Below are 21,556 nucleotides of genomic sequence, written 5' to 3' on the forward strand. Positions count from 1 at the left end.
CACGCTGCACTACCGCGAGCAGCCGGGGCAGCACCGCAGCCTAGTGACCGCGCTCCTGTTCCAGCGCCTTGCCCTCGTTCCAGAACGGGGCCAGCTTGTTATCGAACAGGCTCAGCGCAGACGCGATGGCCATGTGCATGTCCAGGTACTGGTAAGTGCCCAGGCGGCCGCCGAAGAGGACCTGGTTCTCGCGGGCCTCAGCGGCGGCGAGCTTGCGGTAGGCCTCCAGCTTGGAGCGGTCCTCCGGGGTGTTAATCGGGTAGTACGGCTCATCACCCTTCTCCGCGAAGCGCGAGTACTCCTTCATGATCACCGTCTTATCCTTGGGGTACTTATCGGCGCGCTCCGGGTGGAAGTGGCGGAACTCGTGGATGCGGGTGTAGTCCACGTCCGCATCGTTGTAGTTCATCACCGGGGTGCCCTGGAAGTCACCGGTCTCCAGCACCTCCATGTCGAAATCGAGCGTGCGCCAGCCCAACTCACCCTCAGCGAAGTCGAAGTAGCGGTCCAGCGGGCCCGTGTAGACCACCGGCGCGTTTGGCGACGCCTCTCGCAGCTCCTCGCGCACGTCGAACCAGTCGATATTGAGGCGGACGTCGATAAGCTCATGCTCCGCCATCTTCTCCAGCCAGGCCGCGTAGCCGTCGACGGGCAGACCCTCGTAGGTGTCGTTGAAGTAGCGGTTGTTGAAGGTATAGCGCACCGGCAGGCGCGTGATGTTGCCGGCTGGCAGCTCCTTCGGGTCGGTCTGCCACTGCTTGGCGGTGTAATCGCGGATGAAGGCCTCGTAGAGCGGGCGGCCAATGAGCGCGATGGCCTTCTCCTCCAGGTTCTTCGCCTCATCCACGGCGAACTCACCAGCCTGCTCCTTGATGAGCTGGCGCGCCTCATCCGGGGAGTAGTAGCGGCCGAAGAACTGGTTAATCAGACCCAGACCCATCGGGAACTGGTAGGCCGTGCCGTCATGCATGGCAAAGACGCGGTGCTGGTAGTCGGTGAAATCCGTGAACTGGTTGCAGTACTCCCACACGCGCTTATTCGACGTGTGGAAGAGGTGCGCGCCGTACTTGTGGACCTCGATGCCGGTCTCCGGCTCGGCCTCCGAATAGGCGTTGCCGCCCAGGTGCTCGCGGCGCTCCACGATGAGCACCTTCTTGCCCAGCTGGGAGGCTGCGCGCTCGGCCACGGTGAGGCCGAAGAATCCAGATCCAACAACAATGAGGTCATATGCAGTCATGAGCATCAGCTTAAAGCAGTAGCACGCACAGAACGGCGGGTGACACCCAAGCGAGAAAACTCGCGTGTCACACCTTCTTTCACTTCAACACCTGACGTAACATTTGTCCCGTTAGTTAACTTTTTGCGCTTCTCTTAACCTCGTGGCGCACACCACCCTAGGGAGTAACAGTGCACCTCAAACGTCGTCTTGTTCCCGCGAAATCGACGTGGTCTACGCCGGTTATCGCTACGGTCACCTCGATCGCTGTGGTCGCTGCCGCAGCCGTGGGTGGCCAAACCCTCATCCATACCCAGGAAGCGGGCAGCGGCCCCATCGAAGTGAGCTCGGCCTCCGAATCCTTCAGGTCCGGCGAAACGGTCGTGGTGGATGACCCGGCCATCGCCGCCCAGGGCGAGGGCGAAGGCCCGCGCGCCGTCAAGCAATTCCACCGCGATGAGACCTTCTCTTCTTTCGCCGTCACGTGGAAGGGTGCGCGCGACGTCGCAGCCTTCGCCCGCGCCAAGCAGCCGGACGGGTCTTGGTCCGAGTGGTACGACATGGACTCTATGTCCTACAACAACGATGACCCCAACGCTACGAATGGCACCGAGCTCATCTTCGTGGGCGATACCAACGACGTGCAGGTCTCCATCAACAATGTGGATCTGGTAACCGGGTCGAATCTGGACGAAGAGTTCACCGAGACTCCCGTTGAGGACACCGCGCTTGACGACGCCTCCTTCAACGTCGGCGACATCGCCCCCGTCGCCGAGACCGAAGAACTTCCCGTCAATAGCGACGTGGAAGGCCTGGAGGCTGTCTTCATGGACGGCAACGCCCAGGAGGGCGAGGTCATTGAGCCGACCGCCGAGACCGACGGTATGCCGCGCGTGGTCTCGCGCGCAGGTTGGGGCGCGGATGAGAGCATCCGCTGCTCGAGTCCCACCTATGACGATGGTGTGGAGGCCATTGCGCTGCACCACACCGCGGGCTCCAATAATTACACCCGCGCGCAGGCGGCCGCGCAGGTGCGCGCCGCGTACAAGTACCATGCGCAGAACCTGGGATGGTGCGATATCGGATACAACGCGCTGGTGGATAAGTACGGCACTATCTACGAGGGCCGCTACGGCGGACTCGATGAAGCCGTGCAGGGCGCCCACATCGGTGGCTTCAACCGGAATACGTGGGGCATTTCCATGATTGGTAACTACGAGACGGCTCAGCCAACGGAAGCCTTGCTGGAGTCCGTCACCGATCTTGCCGGCTGGAAGGGCGCGATTTCCGGTGTTGATCCGACCTCCCGCGTTTCCCTGCGCTCGGCGGAGAACTTCCGCGGCTCGAAGTACCCGGCCGGTTCGGATGCCCCAGTCTACGGTTTCTTCGGCCACAGCGACGTTCACTACACCGCGTGCCCGGGCCAGTACACCATTGCCCGCTGGCCGCAGATCCGTGCGGCAGCGCATAAGAAGTACCTCGCCATCAAGTCGGGCGCGTCTGGTTCGACCTCCACGGACTGGGGCAGCGTGGATACCCCTACGCCGGATACCTCCGACTCCACGCCGAACGACAACCACGCGCCTTCCGCTCCTGCACCGGCAGCTCCCGCACAGGAGGCAACGTCCTCGCTGGGCGATACTGAAATCCCGATGAGCACCATCACCGCACTAGTCGGCCTGGCTGGCACGCTCTTCGCCATCATGTATGCCCGCTCGGACCAGCAGATTGACACGGATAAGACGGTCAATGGCCTGCCGGTGGAGCAGATCCCGGGCATCGTGACCAAAGTGTTGTCCCTGAGCAAGAACGAGGGCCTGAAGCAAACGTGGACGACAGTCCTTAATGCCTTCGGCCCAGCGCTGGGTCTGGCTGTTGGTGGTCCGGATGAATCCGCCGGCATCATCTACCAGCTCTTCCAGAACGGCGTCGTGCTGAGCTCCGAGGACACCGGTACGCACGCTCTGGTGGGACGCATCGCCAAGGAATGGGCGTCGGGCGACAACTCGGCGACGCTCGGCTTGCCGACGTCCGACGAACTCCCCACCGGCTTCGGCAAGGAAGTCCGCGTGCAGTTCCAGGGCGGTTCCATTGTCTACAACCCGGAGACTGAGCAGATTCAGGTCTTCACGAACTAATCCCAGCCGCACCGTGTGCGCGTGCGGCTCTGTGGGATCGCCGATGTTGCGGGAGCCACCCGGTGGCTTCCGCTTCGGCGTTTGTTTGGGATTGGGGTTTAGGTATCCGGTGGCGCTGTGCCCGCTAAGTCTCCTGTGGCCTGCTGCTGCAATGCTGCTTGCGCTGCCTTGTACGCCGGCTGGGACGTAATTGGCTCCGCCCAGGGTGGCACATAACCCACCCCACCCCGCAACCGGAAGACATAGCCAGCACCAGTCGGCTTATCCGGATCATCATCATTAATGCCATTGTGATAAGCGCACAACATCGTCAAATTCGGCGGATCCGTGGTCCCACCCGCCTGCCACGGCACCAAATGATGCACCTGACAATAATCCGCCGGCTTATTACACCCCTCACGCGCACACGTCGGATGCTCCGCACTAGCCATAATCCGCTGCTCAAACCCAGCCAAACGCCGCACCCTGTGCAACCACACCGGCCCAATCGTTGGATGCACCAACGTCACATACCCAACCTCAGCAAACTTATAAGTGACAAACTCCCGACCCGTCATCCGCCCGCCATTGGTGAGTACCAGCTCAATATCATCACCCTCACCCCGCACAATCCGGTCCAACTCATCCAAGGTCACCACCACGTTGGTCGCCACCGCAGGCTTAGTGCCCCCATGCGCCTGGTAGAAAAACACCTGACCGGCCGCATCCAACAAATCAGCCGGATTAATCGACTCCAACACCCCACGCATCTCACTAATGCGCAGCGGCGAATCAGTAATCGTCAACGAATGCGGACCCGACGCCCGATACGTCAGACGCACCCCACCCTCCGGCACCCGCCGCGGCCGCAACTGCTTCAACCTCTCCTTGGCCACCTTCGGGATACGGTCTGCTGGGGTGCCCGCCAAACGGACACGCAGATTCCACGCATCCAACTCCTTCTTCACCCTGGCGGTATACGACTCAATCAAACTCAACGTCGCCACATCATGCTTGTGAGCAACCGCAGCCGCACGCGCCTGGCGCTGCTTGCCCGTAAAACGCGTCGACCCGAAATACACCCCATGCAACCCAGCCAACTCCGCAGCATCAGCCCTTGATGCACCACGCGCGCGTAAATCATCCACACTGCCTACCGCAAGCCCCACAAGATCCAACCCCGAACTGCGGTAGGAGAAATAAGTCTCCAAATCCCCCATGGCCAAGAGACTAAAACACCACCACCCACCCCGCAACCGGAGGCAAAAACTCTCAGGCTCCGCTACAAGCAGGGCAGGTAGCGCGGGTTTTCACGGCTACAGCGCGGCGGGGTACATCAGCGCTAGAACCAACGCTCAAGGAGCTTTGCTACGCCTGCTTGGTGGTGCGCTAGCGCCACAGTATCTGCGGCTGCCACTACATCCGGGTGTGCGTTCTCCATGGCAACACCGCACCCAGCCCACTCGAGCATCTCGATATCGTTGGGCATATCGCCAAAGGCGATGATGTCTTCGCGGGCGATACCGTGGTGCTCAGCCAACCACTTAATTCCGCGCTGCTTCGTCACGTTGGGGGCCGCCACCTCGAGGATGCCCTCGGACATCGAATAGGTGACGTGGGCAAGCTCGGAATCGATGTGGGGAGCGATGAGGCTGTAGAGCTCCGGCGCGGAGAATGCGGTGTTGCGAATCAACAGCTTCACCGCCGGCCGGGACACCAACTCCCCCACGCTAACCAGCCCAAAGCCTTCGAAGAGCGCGTTTTCCGAATAGTGCGACTCAACCACAAAGAGTTCCTCAACCGGATCCATAACCGAGCCTCCCGTGCGTTCCGCACCGAAGCCAACGCCGCCATGGGGCTCGAGTACCTTGGTGGCCACCTCCACGATTTCCGCGAGGGCCTCCGGCGAGAGCTCGTGGGCGGAGAGCACGCAGTCTTCCGCCGAGTCATAAATCACCGCACCGTTTGAGGTCACGCACACCGGGCGCACGGTCAGCTGCTCCAGCACGGGCATGATCCAGCGGAAGGGGCGGCCAGTTGCCAGCGCAAACTCGCTGCCCGCGGCAACTGCTCGGGCCACTGCCTCGCGGTTTCGCCGGGGAACTCGGTGGTTCCGATCCAACAAGGTGCCGTCGATATCGCTGATGATGAGGCGCGGAGCGCGGTCCGAAAATACGTCACTGGCCATAGACCTGAGTCTACGTCAGAGCGATGCACACGAGGGCGCGCCTGCAACGCTGGCAGCCACAACAACGTCCACTGCAGCGTTGACCCCCTACCACCGTGCCGCAGTCCGCCACGCACACAACGACGAAGGCGGCCGCCACGAGAATGCTCGTGACAGCCGCGCTTGCCTGCAAAGACTGCAGCTTAGGACTTAGGCGATAATGTCGTCATCGTCCACGTCTTCCCAGTTCAGGGAACGCTTGATGGCGCGCTTCCAGTCGCGGTAGAGAGCGTCTACCTCGTCCTTCTCGCGCTGTGGCTTCCAGACCTTGAAGTCTCCCTGCTGGGAGCCCAGCACGCTGAGGTCATCCCAGAAGCCGGAGTCCAAGCCGGCGGCAAAGGCCGCACCGGTGGCGGTAGTCTCCACGTTCTTCGGGCGGTGCACCTCCACGCCAAGCATGTCCGCCTGGAACTGCATGAGCAGCTCGTTCATGGTCATGCCGCCGTCGACGCGCAGCTCGGTGATCTCCACGCCGGAGTCCGCCACCATGGCATCGGCGACGTCACGGGTCTGGTACGCGGTGGATTCCAGGACCGCGCGGGCCAGGTGCTTGCGGTTGGCGTAGCGGGTCAAGCCCACGATGACACCACGAGCGTCCGGGCGCCAGTACGGAGCGAAGAGGCCGGAGAAGGCCGGCACGATGTAGACGCCGCCGTTGTCCTTGACCTCGCGGGCCAGGTTCTCAATGGACGCGGAGTTCGGAATAAGCTGCAGGTTATCGCGCAACCACTGCACCAGGGAGCCACCCATGGAGACGGAACCCTCGAGCGCATAGACTGGGCGCTCGCCCTCGCGCTGGAAGCACACGGTGGTGAGCAGGCCGTTATCGGAGAACTTCGGCGTGGTACCGGTGTTGAGCAGGAGGAACAGACCGGTGCCGTAAGTGTTCTTGGCAGAACCCGGGCGGAAGCAGCCCTGGCCAAACATGGCGGCCTGCTGGTCACCCAGGATGGCGCGAATCGGCACACCGGACAGCGAGCCACGCTCGCGGACGGTGCGGAAGTCGCCCAGGGACGGACGGATCTCCGGGAGCATGGAGGTCGGGATACCCATCTCCTTGCACAGTTCCTCATCCCACTCAAGCTTCTCGATGTCCATGAGGAGGGTACGGGAGGCATTGGTGACGTCGGTCGCGTGCAGGGCCTCTTGGCCGTTGTCGCCGTCGGCGCCACCGGTGAGGTTCCACAGCAGCCAGGTATCGATGGTGCCGAAGAGCAGCTCGCCCTTCTCAGCGCGCTCGCGGGCGCCCTCGACGTTATCGAGGATCCACTTCACCTTCGGGCCGGCCGGGTAGGAATTGATGATGAGGCCGGTGCGGCGACGCCACTTGTCCGCGCCGTCGTCGCCGGCGAGTTCCTTACAAATGTCGGTGGTTCGGGTGTCCTGCCACACGATGGCGTTGTAGACCGGCTTGCCGGTGTTCTTGTCCCACACAACGGTGGTCTCACGCTGGTTGGTGATACCCAAAGCGGCGATGTCTTCAACGTTGATGTCGCCGTTGGCCAAGGCCTCACCCACCGCGCGGCGGGTATTGCTCCAGATTTCCTCTGGGTCATGCTCGACCCAGCCCTTCTCTGGGAAAATCTGCTCGTGCTCGAGCTGGCCGACGGACACCTGCTCGCCGTCGTGGTCAAAGATAATGCAGCGCGTGGACGTGGTGCCCTGGTCAATCGCTGCAACGTAGCTCTTGGTGGACATAACTTTCTCCTTGTCGGGGGTGTTTTAAAGGGCTATGGATAGCAGGCCAACGGCGACGGCCGACAGCATCGGCGCGACGACCGGAACCCAGGCATAGCTCCAGTTTCCAGTGCCCTTGTCCTTGATGGGGAGGACAAAGGCGTACATGATGCGGGGACCGAGGTCACGGACCGGGTTGATGGCGTATCCGGTGGGGGTACCGAGGGACAGACCGATAGACACGATGACGAAGGCAACGCCGAAGTAGCTCAGCGGGCCGAGCTCGCCGCCGGTAGGACCGAAGGCGATGAACATGAGCAGCACAGTGGTAGCGATGAACTCCGTCACTGCGTTCCAGCCGTTGTTCGGGTGCGCCGGGTTCGTGAAGAAAATACCGCCGGTGTTCTTGTTGGCTCCGGTGACGTTGCCGGCTTCGTCGACATTGTTGGCGTCGAAAAGCTGCTTAAACGTTGCCCACGCCAGGAAGGCACCAAGCATGGCGCCCAGGATCTGACCCAGGAGGTAATAAGGCACGAGGCTCCACTCGAGAGAGCCATTGACAGCGAGCATGATGGTCACCGCCGGGTTAAGGTGACCGCCAGTGGGGTCCGCGATGCTAGCGCCCAAGTAGACGCCGAGACCCCAGCCCATTGCGATAACGATCCAGTCTGAACCGCGCGCCGCGGAGGTGCGGAGGTTTACAGTGGCGCAGACGCCGTTACCCAACAGGAGCAGCACTGCCGTGCCAAGGAACTCCCACAGGAATGCATCAGTTCCGGTCATAACTTGTCCTTTCTCTTTTGCCTAGGCCAAAGGCCCAGCGAGAGACAGCAAACGTCCTCGCTGGGCCCGTGATGCTTAGGCTTCTTCCTTAGTGGCTCGTGCGCTGCCAGCGCGCTCGAGAATGTCATTTGCCTCACGGTCGGTGAGGGCAGCCTCGGCGGCAAGCTCCGCCTCGGTGTGCTGCTTGAAGTGGGAAACCTCGCGCTCAATGTCGCTCTGGTCCCAGCCCAGCAGCGGCGCGACGAACTCAGCAATAGGCTGAGCAGCGGCAACGCCTCGGTCGGCGAACTCGATGGCCACGCGCAGGCGGCGGGAGACGATGTCGTCGATGTGCAGGGCGCCCTCGTGGGTGACGGCGTAGCGGGCCTCTGCCCAGATGTAGCTCTCAGCGCCCGGAATCGGCTCAAGGAGAGAGGCATCTTCGGCGGCCGGAGCCAGCACCTCGCTGATGAGCGAACCGTAGCGGCCAAGCAGGTGCTCGATGCGCTTCTCGTCGAGGTTGTAGCGGCGAGCAAGCGCCGGAACCTGGTTGGCCAGAGCGTGGTAGCCGTCCGCGCCCAAGATCGGAGTGCGCTCGGTGACGGATTCTGCCACCTTGAAGCCCAGTTCCTTGGCGGCCAGGTCCACCGCGTCCTTACCGATGACGCGGTAAGTCGTGTACTTACCACCAGCAACGGAGACCATGCCCGGGGCTACGCGGGCAACAGCGTGGTTGCGGGAGAGGTTGGTGGTGGAGTCGGACTTACCGGACAGCAGCGGGCGCAGACCGGAGTAGACACCAACGATGTCCTCGCGGGTGATCTTGTTGCGCACGCGCTGGTTGACCTGGTCCAGAATGTAGTCGATATCTGCCTTGGTCGGGGCCGGGTCGGGCAGGGACAGGCCCTTCTCCCAGTCAGTATCGGTGGTACCGATGATCCAGTACTCGCCCCACGGGATGACGAAGAGCACGGACTTTTCGGTGACGAAGCACAGCGCGGCGTCGGCATCGAGGGCATCCTTCGGAACCACGATGTGCACGCCCTTGGAAGCGTGGACGGTGAACTTGCCCTCCGCGCCGGCCATGTCCTGGATCTTGTCGTTCCAGACACCCGTGGCGTTGATGAAGACCTTGCCCTTCACGGTGGTCTCGCGGCCGGTCTCGAGGTCACGGACCTTTGCGGCGGTGATGCGGCCGCGGTTGTCCTTCTCGAAGCCGATAACCTCAGTGCCGGTGCGCACGCTTGCGCCATATTCAGCGGCGGTACGCAGGACGGTCATGGTGTGGCGGGCGTCGTCGACAAGCGTGTCGTAGTAGCGCACGCCACCGACGACGGCGTCTTCCTTAAGGCCCGGGGTGACCTTGAGCACGCCCTTGCGGGTGAGGTGCTTCTGCATCGGGACGCTCTTGGCTCCGCCCATCAGGTCATAGAGGGTAAAGCCGCCGAACATCATGACGCGCTCCCAACCACGGTGGGTCAGGGGGAAGATGAACTTCAGCGGCTTGACCAGGTGCGGCGCCAGGGTCGACATGTTGAGCTCGCGCTCCTTGAGGGACTCCGCAACGAGGCGGAAGTCGAACATGGCCAGGTAGCGCAAGCCACCGTGGAACATCTTGGAGGAACGCGAGGACGTTCCTGCCGCAAAGTCTTGGGATTCCAGCACGGCCGTCTTTAAACCGCGGGTGGCCGCATCCACCGCAGCACCAGCGCCGACTGAGCCGCCGCCGATGATGACAACGTCATAGTCCTCGGTGGAGTAGTCGTTCCATGTCTTTTCAAAATACTCAGGGTTGAAGCTGTTAATACTCGTCGTGGTCATTGTTGACCGAGTCTCCTCTCTCGCTGCACGGCGCCAGAAAGCCCTGCCCTCGTTGACGGTATGCGCAGCATATTGTGCTCATCCACCACGCACCCAGTGTGCCGATTCCTCGGCTAATTGCTCGGATAGCGGATGAAGAAGAAGTTTTCTCCCACTGCCAATGCTATAGATCACCCGATTTTCTCTCCGGAGACGCTACTCACACGTAAGTTCCGCCGCCGTAAGCTGGAGTTTCTAAGCCGTTTCATAGGATGACAAAATAAAATAACACCCCCTTCCGGGGGTGCTAACGGGCGTTGCGAACGCTTCTTAAGTCCAGGGTGTCAAGACTTATTTCTTCTCCTACTGCAAGCGCGCCATCGCCTCCAGCACCTCGGCCATTCCGTAGCGCTCAGTGGAATACGTCACCGCCTGCGCAGCCTTAATCACCTCAATGGGCGCAGTCTCAAGCGCCACCATGCGCACGGCGACGCCGTCCCCGCCCTCCGCAAAGGTTTCATCCCCGGGCTCATTGGCAAAGAACAGGAGATCCTTAGGCTCGGCCCCAATCTTCTTCACCACGGCCGCCAGCCCTTCCGCGGGGGAAGAAGCCGTCGCCACCACTCCCCCGGGGGCATCGTTGAACTGCACCCCTTCGGCACCTTCCGAGCAGGCGATGCGCCAACACGATTGCGGAAGGTCCCCAAAGGCGGCAGCGTCCAGCACCTCGCCCTGCGGCGAGAGCACGACAAACTCCTCAACCTGCGGGTGGAGCTGCGTCAGCGCTTCCTGGAGCCGCGCCGAGATTTCCCCGTTCTCCATGCTCAGCGCACTCTGATCCGCCACGATCACGCGCGGCACCTCAGAGTATTGAGCCTTCACGCGGTGGGGCAGGCGCGAGACAATGAGCCGAGATTGCGTCGCCGCGGAGAGCAACCCCTGTTCCACCACGGAGCCAGCGAAGATTTCCTTGCTGCTCGCAGCCATGGAAGCTTGGGCCTCCATGACATCAGACTTCAGTTGCGCCATCACCCCCGTGACCTTGTCGCGGCCCTCCTCGACACCGCGCATAGCCTCTTCCACCACCGAGTTGAGGTTTTCCTTGATCCACTCGAGGGTTTCCGGCGCGGTACGCGGGCGGTCCTTCTCGGTGGCCTCGGCTCCGGCTTCTGCGGTACCGGTTTCCTCATTACTGCCCGGCTTCATCAACGCCATCCGATCGCGCATGAGCTCCACGGTGGCCTCGGACACGTGCTCCTTGAGGTTGGTCAGATCATCGCGCAGCCGGCGCACGCGGTAGCGCTCAGTCTCCACCTCGGAATCCTGGGCCTCGGCCTCCTCCAGCGTCGGCGCGCCCCCACCCTTGCGGGCCGGTACCCAGTATTCGCCGGCCGGCATCGGGCCGAATTCCTCCTCGTACTGAGCCCACAGTCCCTCCAGAGCCTCCTGCATCCGGCGGCGCACCTCCGTGATATCCGCATCGAAATCGCCCGTGGTGTAGTAGGGCTCAAGAGCCGTGATCAGCACTGGGGTCTTGGTGCGGCCTAGGTGCTTCTTCTGGCCCTTCGTCCAAATACGCTGGGAACCGAAGATGACCTGCGGGATGATCGGCACACCCGCGCCGTGGGCGATACGCGCCGCACCGTTGCGCATGCTGCGGATCTCGAAGCTGCGGGAAATCGTGCCCTCAGCGAAGACCCCCACGAGCTCGCCATTCTTGGCCAGCTCGATGCCTTTGACAATCGACGCCCCGCCATCGATGCGATCCACCGGAACATGCCCCATCACCTGAAAAAGCTGACCGGCCACCGGCGTCTGGAAGATGGAGGCCTTAGCCAAATAGCGCACCAAACGGCGCTTGCGGTAAGCCAAGAAGGCCCCGAAAAGGAAATCCATGTAACCCGTGTGGTTGCACACGATGACGGCCCCGCCCTTATCCGGGATATTCTCCTCCCCGGACAAGCGCATCTTGAGCCCCTGGGCCAGAGTCACCCCGCGGCCGATGTGTGTGATCTGCCGGTAGAGGAAGTTAGTCACAGCGCTCATGGTGCTCCAAACAGCTAAGGCCCCGCCGTTGAGAGCAGCGAGGAGGGACAAGAGAGGGCGGCGCGCGAAGCCCCGCGCACCGCGTTCTTCTAGGAGTTTACGGGGTACAGCACGTCCTTGCCCACGAATGGGCGCAGGGCCTCCGGAACCACCACGGAGCCATCTGCCTGCTGGTGGTTCTCCAGGATGGCCACGAGCCAGCGGGTGGTAGCCAGGGTGCCGTTGAGCGTGGCGGCGTACTGGGTCTTGCCGTTCTCGTCGCGGTAGCGCGTGGAGAGGCGGCGCGCCTGGAAGGTGGTGCAGTTCGAGGTCGAAGTGAGCTCGCGGTACGTGCCCTGGGTAGGCACCCACGCCTCGTTATCGAACTTGCGGGCTGCAGAAGAACCGAGGTCTCCGCCCGCGATGTCGATGGTGCGGTAGGGCAGCTCCATCGCCGCGAGCATGTCCTTTTCCATGTTCAGCAGCTTCTGGTGCATCTCCTCGGCGTCTTCCGGCTTGCAGTAGACAAACATCTCCAGCTTGTCGAACTGGTGCACGCGCAGAATGCCGCGGGTGTCCTTGCCGTGCGAACCCGCCTCGCGGCGGAAGCAGGAGGACCAGCCCGCATACTGCAGCGGGCCCTTGGACAGGTCGATGATCTCTTCCTTGTGGTAGCCAGCCAGAGCCACCTCCGAAGTACCGACCAGGTAGAGATCATCCGCCGGCAGGTAGTAGACCTCATCCGCATGCTGACCCAAGAAACCGGTGCCCTGCATCACGTCCGGGCGCACGAGCACCGGCGGGATCATGAGGCTAAAGCCGGCCTCACGGGCCTTCTGCGCAGCCAGCATAAGCGTGCCCAGCTGCAGGAAGGCGCCGTCGCCGGTGAGGTAGTAGAAACGTGCGCCGCCGACCTTGGCGCCCCGCTTGACGTCGATAAGCCCCAGCGTCTCACCCAACTCCAGGTGATCCTTCGGCTCAAAGTCGAACTGCGGCTTCTCGCCGACCTCCTCGAGCACGACGAAATCATCCTCACCACCAGCCGGGGCACCCTCCACCACGTTGGAGAGCTGGTACTGCAGCTCCTCCACCTTGGCTTCGGCCGCGGCCGCTTCCTCGCCGGCCGCCTTGACCTTTTCCTTCAGCTCATTGGAGCCCTCCAGCAGCGCGGGGCGCTCTTCCGGGGAGGCCTGGCCAATCTTCTTGCCAAAGGCCTTCTGCTCCGAGCGCAGCTGGTCAGCCTTCACAATTGCCGCGCGGCGCTGCTCATCGGCGGCGAGCAGCTGGTCCACCAGGGCGGGGTCCTCCCCACGGTTTACCTGAGAGGCGCGGACGACATCGGGATTTTCGCGAAGAAATTTGAGATCAATCACGCCGGATAGTCTAGCGCACGGCCACACCTTTGCGCTGGTCATAACCAGCTGGCTATCATGGAAAACATGGCAGCTCACATTATTACCGACGGCCCCGTGCCCAAGCACGCTCAGCTGCGGGATATTCTCTCCGAGCTCTGCCGCACCACCCTCAAACCTGGTGACATCCTCCCGGGCGAGCGCATTCTCGAGGAAACCTACGGCGTCTCCCGCATCACCGTGCGCCGCGCCATTGGTGACTTGGTGGCGGAGGGCCGCCTGCGCCGCGTGCGCGGTAAAGGTACCTTCGTGGCTCCGAACCCACTGGTCTCCCGGCTCCATCTGGCGTCCTTCTCCGATGAGATGGGCTATCAGAAAGTACAAGCCTCCTCGCGCATCCTGCTGGGTGAACGCAGCGCCGCCCCCAGCGAAGTCTGCGAGTTTTTCGGCACGGAAACCACCGTGGCCCATACCCACCTGCGGCGCCTGCGCTTGGGCGATGGCGAGCCCTATTCCATCGACGATGGCTGGTATAACTCCACCTTTGCTCCGTCATTGCTGGAGAATGACATCTACAATTCCGTCTACGCGATTTTGGATAGCACCTTCGAGGTCCCCATCACCGGGGCCGAGCAGACGGTCACGGCCGTCGCAGCAGAGGAGGACATCGCTGAGCTTCTCGACGTCCCCCCGAACACCCCTCTCCTCCACATCACCCGCCTCGCCCGCTCCGGCGATCGCCCCGTGGAGTGGTGCTCCTCGGTCTACCGCACAGACCGCTACCGGCTCACAACGCACGTCTCCCGCGCACGTATCTAGCGGCGCCGTGCTCCCGCACGGCGCCGGGCGGGCTAGAAGCCAGGGCCGCCAAGGGAGTAGTATGAAGAGTTCTATGAGCACTTCATCTGCGTGGCGCTCCGCCTCCGCCATCCGCGTCGTCCTCGTTGCAGCCGTGGCCGCGGCCGCCTTCATGGCGTCCTACGGCCTCTTTAGCGGCGAGCCAACCGGCACCGATTCGGCCGCACAAGGCTCCGCTACCCCCAACGCCGACGGCAGTCAGGCCGCCGATCCCTCCGAAGGAGAGATCGCATCCTTTACTACCGCCTCCGCTGGTTCGTGCGTGACATGGGACATCGCCCCAGACGGCACTGCCACCGGCTTCGAGCAGACCAGCTGCGATAAGCCGCACCGCTTCGAGGTCTCCTCCCGCGAGGACCTCAGCACCTACCCCACCAGCGAGTTCGGACCCAATGCCAAGCGCCCCGACATCACACGGCAAAACGCCCTGCGCGACGAGCTGTGCGAAGCCCCCACGGTGAGCTACCTCAACGGCAAGTGGGATCCCAACGGCCGCTACGACATCGCCTCCATCCTGCCGCCGGCCGCCTCCTGGGAGCAGGGCGACCGCACCTTGCTGTGCGGCCTGCAAACCACCGACGCCAACGGCGTCCCCCAGGAATCCACTGGCAAGGTCAGTGAGGTGGACCAGGCGGTCGTCGCCAAGCCAGGCGAATGCCGCAAGGTGGACGAGAACCAAGTGCTCAGCACCGTTCCGTGTAGCGAGCCGCACCAGATGGAGACCGTATCCGTCATTAACCTCGCCGAGAAATTCCCCGATGGCTACCCCAACGACGAGGACATGGATAAGTTCCTCTCCGAAACGTGTACTCAGGACGCCATGGACTACCTGGGCGGCGAGGAAAACCTCTACCAATCCACACTGCAGCCTTTCTGGGGCGCGATGAACCGCGAGTCCTGGGAAGCCGGCTCCCGTTCGGTGAACTGCTCCCTCATCCACGTCAACGACGGTCTGTTTTCCACCATTACCGGCTCCGCTGCGGAGGGACGAGATTCCCTGAACATCAACGGCGCCCCGCCCACCGAGCAGCCGAAGCGCAACCCGCTGCGTGATCAGAACACCCAGCCGGGCGGCGAGAACTCCCAGCCGGCTGGCGACAGTGCCGTTCCTGCCGCCACTACTGCACCGGCGCCGGCCCAATAAACCCCGACTATTCCACAGGGAGTAAGCACATGTACGAGGTCAGCGAGGAACGCTTCGAAGAGCTAGTCGGTGAGGCCCTGGATAAGATCCCCGATCGATTCGTCGACCAGATGCGCAACCTGGTCATCTTGGTGGAGGAAGAAAACCCAGAAAACCCTAACCTGCTGGGCCTCTACGAAGGCGTGATGCTCACGCACCGCACCGCCTCGCACACCGGCTACTTGCCGGATACCATCTCCATTTACCGACAACCTTTGCAGGCCATCAGCAACTCCGAGGAGGAGCTCGCCCACGAGGTCATGGTGACCGTCTTCCACGAGGTCGGGCACTATTTCGGTTTCGAGGAGGACCGCCTCCACGAGCTCGGCTGGGGGTAGGCGCCTACCGTAGCCAGAGCGAAACTAAACCTCGGTATCCGCCCAGCGCTTCAGCGTCCACTGGCCAAAAGGCTGGCCCTGCGGCTCCATGAGGGTAAGGCGGCAGTTCGGCATGTAGCCGGTATAAGCAAAGTCGGGGTCCACGCCGCAGGCATGCGTGGTCACCACGCGGATGGCAGCACCGTGGCTGACGACGACGATATCCTCATCATCCTCCAGCTCCGCAGCAAGATCCTCCAACACCGGTTGGTAGCGCTCGAGCACATCCACGTAGCTCTCACCGCCAGGCATCCGGGCAGCTTCATCGCCGTCGAGCCAGCCGCGCAGCGCCACCATGTATTCGCGGTGGGTATCCTCGCTGCCACTCATTTCATGCTCACCGGCAAAGACCTCGTGCAGGCCTACACGCACCTCCACCGAGACGTTGCGCTCATCGGCGGCCTCGCCGTATGTGCGGGCGGCCAGCATCGCGGTCTGCTGGGCGCGCAGGGCAATAGAGCACACAAAGCGCACGCGGCGCCCCGCGCACAGCTCAGCCAACTCGCGGCCAACATCTTCCGCCTGGCCGCGGCCGCGCTCGGTGAGCTCGGCGCCCGGCGGGCGGGTGTCCATGATGCGGTCAATATTGGAAAAGGTCTGGCCGTGGCGCAGCAGGATGATTCTTCCGGTCATGCTTCACCACACTATTGGCCGGTGCGCGCCTGCGCTACCCATTCATCGGCCTCTTTCAACCGCGCCAAATCCCGTGGGGCCTCCCCTAGCGCCACCACGGAAGGCCAGGAACCCACGAAAACGACATCCTCCGCGCGCAACCACAGCGCCCGCAGCGCCTCCGCGACCGGCTGGTCCTCGATGTGTCCGATGAGGTCGGCGTGGAAGCGGTAGTTACCGAAGACGGTGCGCAGCGGACGCGATTCGATGCGGGAGAGGTCCACCCCGCGGTGCGCGAATTCTTGCAGGGCCCCGACCAGGGAGCCGGGCTCATTGGGCAGGGTGAAGATGACGGACGTCCTGTCCTTGCCGGTCCGCGCGGTGGGCTTTCCGGCCGGCCCCACGAGGACGAACCGCGTCGTGGCCCCCGCGACATCCGCCACGTTCTCCGCAAGAGACTCCAGCCCGAAGACCTCCGCTGCCCGTGCCGGGGCAGCCGCGGCATCGACCTCCCCGCGCGCCACGGCCTGCGCCGCCGCGCCATTCGACGCCGCCGGAACATAGTCCACGCCCGGCAGGTTCTGCTCCAACCAACCGCGCACCTGCTGGTAGGCCACAGGATGCGTGGAGAAGGTGCGAAGAGTCTCCGCGGAAGTGCCGGGGCGCACCAGAATGGAGAAGGACACCGGCAGGTCTACTTCGCGGTAGATCTGGACCCGGGAGCCGTCGGCAAGCGCGTCAAAGGTGGCAGTCACCGGACCGTCCACGGAGTTTTCGATAGCCACGCAGGCATAGTCCGCCGCACCTGAGCGCACCGCTGCCAACGCCTCGGCCGGCGAGTTCACCGGCAGCCCCTCGGGGGAAGCAAAGTCTGCGGCGAAGTGCTGCATCGCCGCTTCCGTGAAGGTTCCGGCGGGCCCGAGGAATGCGATGGTGGTGCTCATGACAGCAACTTTATCTCACGTAACTACTAAACTGAGCCGCCATGGACAGCACCGAGTTCACTCTGGACAAGCTGCGCGAGGATCTATCTGGTCTGGGCCCCGCGGAGCACGGCTTCACGTACCTCGATCTCGAGCGCCGGCCGCACACGCACGGGCGCTTGAGCGGCTGGATTCTCTCGGTCAAGGATCTCAATGACGTCGCCGGCATGCCCACCACGCTCGGTCATGCCGAGCGCGCTTACGTGGCGGAGGAGACCGATCCTTTCGTGCAGGAGCTGATCGACGCCGGCGCGCTCATCGTCGGCAAGTCCGCCGCGCCCGAACTGGGCCTGCGCGTGGACACCGAACCCGTAGGCCTGCCCCACCCGGATAACCCGCTCTACCCGGGCCATACCCCGGGCGGTTCCTCCGGTGGAGCGGCGGTCCAGGTGGCGCGGGGTCTGCTGCGCGCTGCGCATGCCTCCGACGGCGGAGGCTCCATCCGCGTGCCGGCTGCCGCCTGTGGCGTCGTCGGGTTCAAGCCCGGCGGTGAGGACCTCTCGGTGCAGGGGTTCATCACGCGCAGCATCGCCGATACCGCAACGCTGCACGGCCTTCGTCCGCGCGCCCGGCGCGCCCGCATCGGAGTGCTGACGGATCCCCTCTTCGCTAACACCGAGGTGGCCCCGCACATGCTGCGCGCGGTCGCAGAGGCCACCGCCACCTTTGAAGGCGCGGGATTTGAAACCGTGGCCATTTCCCCTTACCCCCAGGCCGCGACTACCTTTGAGGCCTTTCAACACATCTTTAGCCGCCGGCTGGCCGGCCTTGACTTCGCGGAGGGTTACGCGGAGTGGATCCGTGCGAAGGGCCGGCGCGTCACGGATTCCGAATTCGCCTCAGCCCGCGCGCACGCCGCGCAGCTGCCGGAGCTGCTGGCACAAGAGTGGGAAGTCGATGCCATCTTGAGCCCCATGCTGGCCTTCGATCCGCCCCGGCGTGGGCACTTCCTGGCGCTGGAGCACCAGGCCAACTTTGATGAGCAAACGCGGTGGTCACCGTGGGGTTCGTTGTTCAACGTGGCGCAGCTGCCTGCCATCTCCGTGCCGTGGCCGGTGCGCGATCACCCGCCCGTGGGCGTGCAGTTGGGTTCAATCACGCTTGACGACGCCTCCCTTCTCGGCCTCGCCCAGGTACTTCACCCATGACCGCGCGCTCACGCCTGCGCGCGGAAATCCTCATCGTCCTCACCATCACGTTTGGTATCTCGGGCGTGCGCGCCGCGCTGCGGCTGACTGATGCCTTGCTTAACCCGGCCCCGCTCAACGAGCAATCGGTCACCATCAACGCCTCCCAATCGGCGACCACGCTGCTCGACCTCGCCTTCCAACTCTGCAGCGCCGCGGTGCTTTTCGCGTGGGGAGCGCTTGCGCTCTATCTGATCTCTTTCCCGCCCCGCCCGCGGTGGCGCGATGGTGTGCACGGCGCGGCGTTGGCGGCAGTCATTGGTCTGCCGGGGTTGGTGCTGTATTACGTGGCGCTGCACTTCGGTTGGACCAAGGAGGTGGTGCCGGGGGCTTTTGACAGTTGGATTGAGATCCCGGTGCTGCTCATCAAGTCCTTCGCCAACGCGTGGGCGGAGGAGCTGGTGGTGGTGTACTGGTTCATGACCAGGCTCAAGCAGTCTGGGTGGGCCCTGCCCGCAACGCTGGCTGCTTCCTCCATCCTGCGCGGCTCCTATCACCTCTACCAGGGTGTTTCCGCAGGCTTCGGCAATATCATCATGGGCGTGCTCTATGGCTGGTACTTCCACCGCACGGGGAAGGTGTGGCCTCTGGTCATCGCGCATTTTCTGATCGACGCCATCGCTTTCGTGGGCTACACATTGCTCTTCGGTGCTTAAGCGCGGGCCGAGGGCTCGTGGCACCGAAAAGACCACGACCGCGCCCTGTGTGAAAGGTGGGGCGGAAGTGATTTCGCGGTACAGTGTTCCCCATGACCTACCAAGGACACGATCCAGAGCGCGATTCCCGCCGCGCTGGCGATCCCCACGGCGATTCCCGCCGCGCGGGTGCCACTGGCCCGGCCCACCCCCACGGCCCGGATGGCCCGCGCGGTGCGCATGCTGCCGGGCAGGATGCCGGTGAGTTCGTCCTTGGCGCTGACGGGCAGCCCCTGCGGGATCGTTATGGACGCCCGGTGCGTCGCCGCCCCTCCGGGCAGCGAGCTAATCCCACGCACTCTTCTTCTCGCGCTCAGCGCCCCAGTGCGCAGCGCTCGCGTCCGGAGGAAACCCGCTTCGACGTCGATGCTTATATGGCTCAGCACGCATCGCCGCGCCCGGCGCCCCAGCAGAACATGCCCGCCCGGGAACCTGCCGCCGGCGCATACCGGCGAAGCCCCGACGCACCGCCGCGCAGCTACTCCCCACAGACTGCGTCCCGCGGGCGTCCTGCTCGGCGCCCGCATAGCCGCCGCAAGAAGGTCAACCCGGCCAAGCAGGTCTTCGGCTGCTTAGGCTGGCTCATCGTCATCGCCCTCGTCTTCATGGTGGCCTTCACCTTGTGGACGGATTCGCGCCTGACCCGTATCGATGCCTTGCCCTCCGAGCAGGTGACGCCGACCTCCGGGACGAACTGGCTGTTGGTGGGCTCGGACTCGCGCCAGGGCCTCACCGAGGAACAACAGGCCGAGCTGGGCACCGGCGGTGACGTAGGAGTTGGCCGCACCGACACCATCATGCTTCTGCACATTCCCGCATCCGGAAAGGCCCAGCTGGTCTCCATTCCGCGCGATAGCTACGTCGATGTGCCCGGCTTCGGCATGGACAAGGTCAACGCCGCCTTCACCTACGGTGGGCCGCAGCTGCTGACCCAAACCGTGGAACAAGCCACCGGCCTCCACATCGATCACTATGCGGAGATCGGCATGGGCGGCTTAGCCAACGTCGTGGATTCCGTGGGCGGCGTGGAGATTTGTGTCAAGGAGCCCATCAACGATCCGCTCGCCGGCATCGACCTCCAAGCGGGATGCCAGAAGCTCCGCGGCCCGGATGCCCTCGGCTACGTGCGCACCCGCGCTACCGCGATGGGTGACTTGGACCGCGTCGAGCGCCAGCGCGAGTTCTTCGCCGCGCTGCTGGATAAGGCAACATCCTTCTCCACCATCGGCAACCCCTTCAAGGCGGTCTCCCTGGTCAACCACACCGCGGATTCCTTCATCGTCAACGAGAAGGACCACGTCTGGCACCTTGCCCGCGTGGCACTGTCGATGGCCTCGGGCGTGGAGACAAAGACTGTGCCGATCGGCGGCTTCCAAGACACGGTCGTGGGCAACGTCGTCCTCTGGGATGACGCCGAGGCCCAAGCACTTTGGGACTCCATGCGCTAAGGCTTCGGCCGGTCGTTTCGATCAAATAGGGCTCCAAAACCTCGTGGTTTTGGAGCCCTATTTGATCGATATGTACCTACGCTTCGGGGCGAAGGCGCCGAGGAATTAGCGCAGCGTCACCTGACGGGACTTGATGTTCTGCAGCTGCTTGCGCTCATCGGCGTCGAGGTTGGCGTCGTTGGAGATCTCCTCCTCCAGCGCCTTGTTCACGCGAGACAGCTCGGCCTCGTAGGAGTCGTGCGCAACCTCTGGATCGAGGTCGAAGACCGGAGCGATCAGACCGTGGGTGCGGAAGACACCGGCGAACTTGGTGTCCTCGCCCAAGTTGAGCTCGCCGCGAGCGGCCACGCGTGCCAGCGCGTTGAGGAAAGCGTTCTCGTCATCGCACGGGCGGACCCAGCGGATGTGGGCCTTGCCGCCACCGGCATTCCCAGAAAGCGGTGCCGACAAAACCTTCGGCCTCCCGGCCCACCTGGTAGACTCGATGACGGAACCGTTGGCGCGCTGCAGAGCGTGCGCCCTCTGCGGAGGAACCTGCGCGCCCTCCGGCATCCACCACGCGAAGTCCTGGTAGACGTTGATCTCCAGCTCAGCGTCCTCTTCCAGCAGCTCCTTGAGCTCCGGCTGGGAGCCGTCGGCAGCGGTGGACTCGAGGGTGGAGCCCGGCGCGTTGTTCTTCACCCAGTTCAGGGCAAAAGCCAAGTCGCGGCCCGGGTTGTGAGTGTGGGACTGTACCTGCAGGCCCACAAAAGCCTCACCGCCAGACTCTTCGTCACGAATAAGCGCCGCGGTAGCACCGGGCAGCACGGTGGCGACGTAGACGTCCTTGTCAAAGCCCTTGACGGACAGCTTCGCCGTTGCGGAAGGAACAAATTCCTGCAGGGCGACGAGGCTAGCCTCAGCGGCGAGCCCACCGAAGGGGCGGGGGTCCTTTTCCAGGGCAGCGCGCTCGGCAGCGCGGGCAGCGAGCTTAGCTTGGCGGCGGGACATGCCCTCCGGCAGCTGTTCGTTCTTCTTTTTCTTCTTGGCCATACTGA

18 protein-coding genes are annotated in these 21,556 nt (G+C 63.5%); 7 read left to right on the forward strand and 11 right to left on the reverse strand.

Annotated elements, in window-relative coordinates; genetic code table 11:
• Positions 1–40: 40 nt before the first annotated feature.
• Complete coding sequence (gene glf, locus HWX44_RS06520) at positions 41–1,237, reverse strand: UDP-galactopyranose mutase (RefSeq protein ID WP_175973817.1); 1,197 nt, start codon at positions 1,235–1,237, stop codon at positions 41–43.
• A gap of 170 nt (positions 1,238–1,407) precedes the next feature.
• Between glf and HWX44_RS06525 the strand changes: the two genes are divergently transcribed.
• Complete coding sequence (locus tag HWX44_RS06525; protein WP_175973819.1) at positions 1,408–3,354, forward strand: N-acetylmuramoyl-L-alanine amidase; 1,947 nt, start codon at positions 1,408–1,410, stop codon at positions 3,352–3,354.
• Between the two features lie 98 nt (positions 3,355–3,452).
• On the opposite strand, the gene HWX44_RS06530 is transcribed toward HWX44_RS06525, so the two are convergent.
• The 7 genes from HWX44_RS06530 to serS form a co-directional block, all read right to left on the reverse strand.
• Complete coding sequence (locus tag HWX44_RS06530) at positions 3,453–4,553, reverse strand: HNH endonuclease signature motif containing protein (RefSeq protein ID WP_175973821.1); 1,101 nt, start codon at positions 4,551–4,553, stop codon at positions 3,453–3,455.
• A 122-nt stretch (positions 4,554–4,675) separates the two neighbouring features.
• Entirely contained in the window at positions 4,676–5,521 is an 846-nt protein-coding gene (locus HWX44_RS06535) for an HAD family hydrolase (RefSeq protein WP_175973823.1), read from the reverse strand.
• A 189-nt stretch (positions 5,522–5,710) separates the two neighbouring features.
• Positions 5,711–7,258 carry a glycerol kinase GlpK gene (glpK, locus tag HWX44_RS06540; RefSeq protein WP_175973825.1) on the reverse strand — a complete coding sequence of 516 codons (1,548 nt, stop codon included), beginning with the start codon at positions 7,256–7,258 and terminating at the stop codon, positions 5,711–5,713.
• Between the two features lie 24 nt (positions 7,259–7,282).
• On the reverse strand, positions 7,283–8,020 hold the full coding sequence (locus HWX44_RS06545; protein ID WP_175973828.1) for an MIP/aquaporin family protein: 738 nt from the start codon (positions 8,018–8,020) through the stop codon (positions 7,283–7,285).
• A 75-nt stretch (positions 8,021–8,095) separates the two neighbouring features.
• Positions 8,096–9,820, reverse strand: coding sequence for a glycerol-3-phosphate dehydrogenase/oxidase (locus HWX44_RS06550; RefSeq protein ID WP_175973830.1), 1,725 nt, complete (start codon positions 9,818–9,820; stop codon positions 8,096–8,098).
• Positions 9,821–10,162: 342 nt separating this feature from the next.
• A complete protein-coding gene (locus HWX44_RS06555) occupies positions 10,163–11,845 on the reverse strand; it encodes a lysophospholipid acyltransferase family protein (protein WP_175973832.1) in 1,683 nt (560 codons plus the stop codon).
• 89 nt (positions 11,846–11,934) lie between these two features.
• Positions 11,935–13,197 (reverse strand): serine--tRNA ligase, encoded by a 1,263-nt coding sequence (gene serS, locus HWX44_RS06560; RefSeq protein WP_175973834.1) that lies wholly within the window; start codon positions 13,195–13,197, stop codon positions 11,935–11,937.
• 66 nt (positions 13,198–13,263) lie between these two features.
• On the opposite strand from serS, the gene HWX44_RS06565 reads away from it, so the two are divergent.
• The 3 genes from HWX44_RS06565 (at position 13,264) to HWX44_RS06575 (ending at position 15,555) form a co-directional block, all read left to right on the forward strand.
• The gene (locus HWX44_RS06565) at positions 13,264–13,995 is read left to right on the forward strand and encodes a GntR family transcriptional regulator (protein WP_118779535.1); all 732 of its coding nucleotides are present in this window, start codon (positions 13,264–13,266) and stop codon (positions 13,993–13,995) included.
• A gap of 73 nt (positions 13,996–14,068) precedes the next feature.
• On the forward strand, positions 14,069–15,178 hold the full coding sequence (locus HWX44_RS06570; RefSeq protein WP_175973836.1) for a septum formation family protein: 1,110 nt from the start codon (positions 14,069–14,071) through the stop codon (positions 15,176–15,178).
• A 29-nt stretch (positions 15,179–15,207) separates the two neighbouring features.
• Positions 15,208–15,555: a metallopeptidase family protein gene (locus HWX44_RS06575; protein WP_049156893.1), complete on the forward strand. Its 348-nt coding sequence runs from the start codon at positions 15,208–15,210 to the stop codon at positions 15,553–15,555.
• A 24-nt stretch (positions 15,556–15,579) separates the two neighbouring features.
• Here the strand turns inward: HWX44_RS06575 and HWX44_RS06580 are convergent, their stop codons facing one another.
• Together HWX44_RS06580 and pheA are read right to left on the reverse strand one after the other, a co-directional pair.
• Entirely contained in the window at positions 15,580–16,227 is a 648-nt protein-coding gene (locus HWX44_RS06580) for a histidine phosphatase family protein (protein WP_071409552.1), read from the reverse strand.
• An 11-nt stretch (positions 16,228–16,238) separates the two neighbouring features.
• Positions 16,239–17,150: a prephenate dehydratase gene (gene pheA, locus HWX44_RS06585; protein WP_049156889.1), complete on the reverse strand. Its 912-nt coding sequence runs from the start codon at positions 17,148–17,150 to the stop codon at positions 16,239–16,241.
• Positions 17,151–17,191: 41 nt separating this feature from the next.
• On the opposite strand from pheA, the gene HWX44_RS06590 reads away from it, so the two are divergent.
• From HWX44_RS06590 to HWX44_RS06600, 3 genes are all read left to right on the forward strand, one after another.
• On the forward strand, positions 17,192–18,337 hold the full coding sequence (locus tag HWX44_RS06590) for an amidase (protein ID WP_046647621.1): 1,146 nt from the start codon (positions 17,192–17,194) through the stop codon (positions 18,335–18,337).
• Entirely contained in the window at positions 18,334–19,032 is a 699-nt protein-coding gene (locus HWX44_RS06595; RefSeq protein WP_046647622.1) for a CPBP family intramembrane glutamic endopeptidase, read from the forward strand. Before HWX44_RS06590 ends, HWX44_RS06595 begins: the two co-directional genes overlap by 4 nt.
• Before the next feature lie 92 nt (positions 19,033–19,124).
• A complete protein-coding gene (locus HWX44_RS06600) occupies positions 19,125–20,519 on the forward strand; it encodes an LCP family protein (RefSeq protein ID WP_175973838.1) in 1,395 nt (464 codons plus the stop codon).
• Between the two features lie 105 nt (positions 20,520–20,624).
• Here the strand turns inward: HWX44_RS06600 and HWX44_RS06605 are convergent, their stop codons facing one another.
• Positions 20,625–21,551: a DUF5926 family protein gene (locus HWX44_RS06605; protein ID WP_175973840.1), complete on the reverse strand. Its 927-nt coding sequence runs from the start codon at positions 21,549–21,551 to the stop codon at positions 20,625–20,627.
• Positions 21,552–21,556: the final 5 nt, after the last annotated feature.

Origin of the sequence: Corynebacterium sp. Marseille-Q2823 (genome assembly GCF_903645345.1) — a bacterium.
In the GTDB taxonomy this organism is placed as follows: Bacteria; Actinomycetota; Actinomycetes; order Mycobacteriales; family Mycobacteriaceae; genus Corynebacterium; species Corynebacterium hiratae.

Coding starts and splice junctions, on each gene's coding strand:
- HWX44_RS06555 (WP_175973832.1), bottom strand. CDS start 11,845: ATGAGCGCTGTGACTAACTTCCTCTACCGGCAGATCACACACATCGGC.
- HWX44_RS06535 (WP_175973823.1), bottom strand. CDS start 5,521: ATGGCCAGTGACGTATTTTCGGACCGCGCTCCGCGCCTCATCATCAGC.
- HWX44_RS06590 (WP_046647621.1), top strand. CDS start 17,192: ATGGACAGCACCGAGTTCACTCTGGACAAGCTGCGCGAGGATCTATCT.
- HWX44_RS06575 (WP_049156893.1), top strand. CDS start 15,208: ATGTACGAGGTCAGCGAGGAACGCTTCGAAGAGCTAGTCGGTGAGGCC.
- pheA (WP_049156889.1), bottom strand. CDS start 17,150: ATGAGCACCACCATCGCATTCCTCGGGCCCGCCGGAACCTTCACGGAA.
- HWX44_RS06600 (WP_175973838.1), top strand. CDS start 19,125: ATGACCTACCAAGGACACGATCCAGAGCGCGATTCCCGCCGCGCTGGC.
- HWX44_RS06545 (WP_175973828.1), bottom strand. CDS start 8,020: ATGACCGGAACTGATGCATTCCTGTGGGAGTTCCTTGGCACGGCAGTG.
- HWX44_RS06605 (WP_175973840.1), bottom strand. CDS start 21,551: ATGGCCAAGAAGAAAAAGAAGAACGAACAGCTGCCGGAGGGCATGTCC.
- HWX44_RS06595 (WP_046647622.1), top strand. CDS start 18,334: ATGACCGCGCGCTCACGCCTGCGCGCGGAAATCCTCATCGTCCTCACC.
- glf (WP_175973817.1), bottom strand. CDS start 1,237: ATGACTGCATATGACCTCATTGTTGTTGGATCTGGATTCTTCGGCCTC.
- HWX44_RS06580 (WP_071409552.1), bottom strand. CDS start 16,227: ATGACCGGAAGAATCATCCTGCTGCGCCACGGCCAGACCTTTTCCAAT.
- HWX44_RS06530 (WP_175973821.1), bottom strand. CDS start 4,553: ATGGGGGATTTGGAGACTTATTTCTCCTACCGCAGTTCGGGGTTGGAT.
- HWX44_RS06550 (WP_175973830.1), bottom strand. CDS start 9,820: ATGACCACGACGAGTATTAACAGCTTCAACCCTGAGTATTTTGAAAAG.
- HWX44_RS06570 (WP_175973836.1), top strand. CDS start 14,069: ATGAGCACTTCATCTGCGTGGCGCTCCGCCTCCGCCATCCGCGTCGTC.
- HWX44_RS06565 (WP_118779535.1), top strand. CDS start 13,264: ATGGCAGCTCACATTATTACCGACGGCCCCGTGCCCAAGCACGCTCAG.
- glpK (WP_175973825.1), bottom strand. CDS start 7,258: ATGTCCACCAAGAGCTACGTTGCAGCGATTGACCAGGGCACCACGTCC.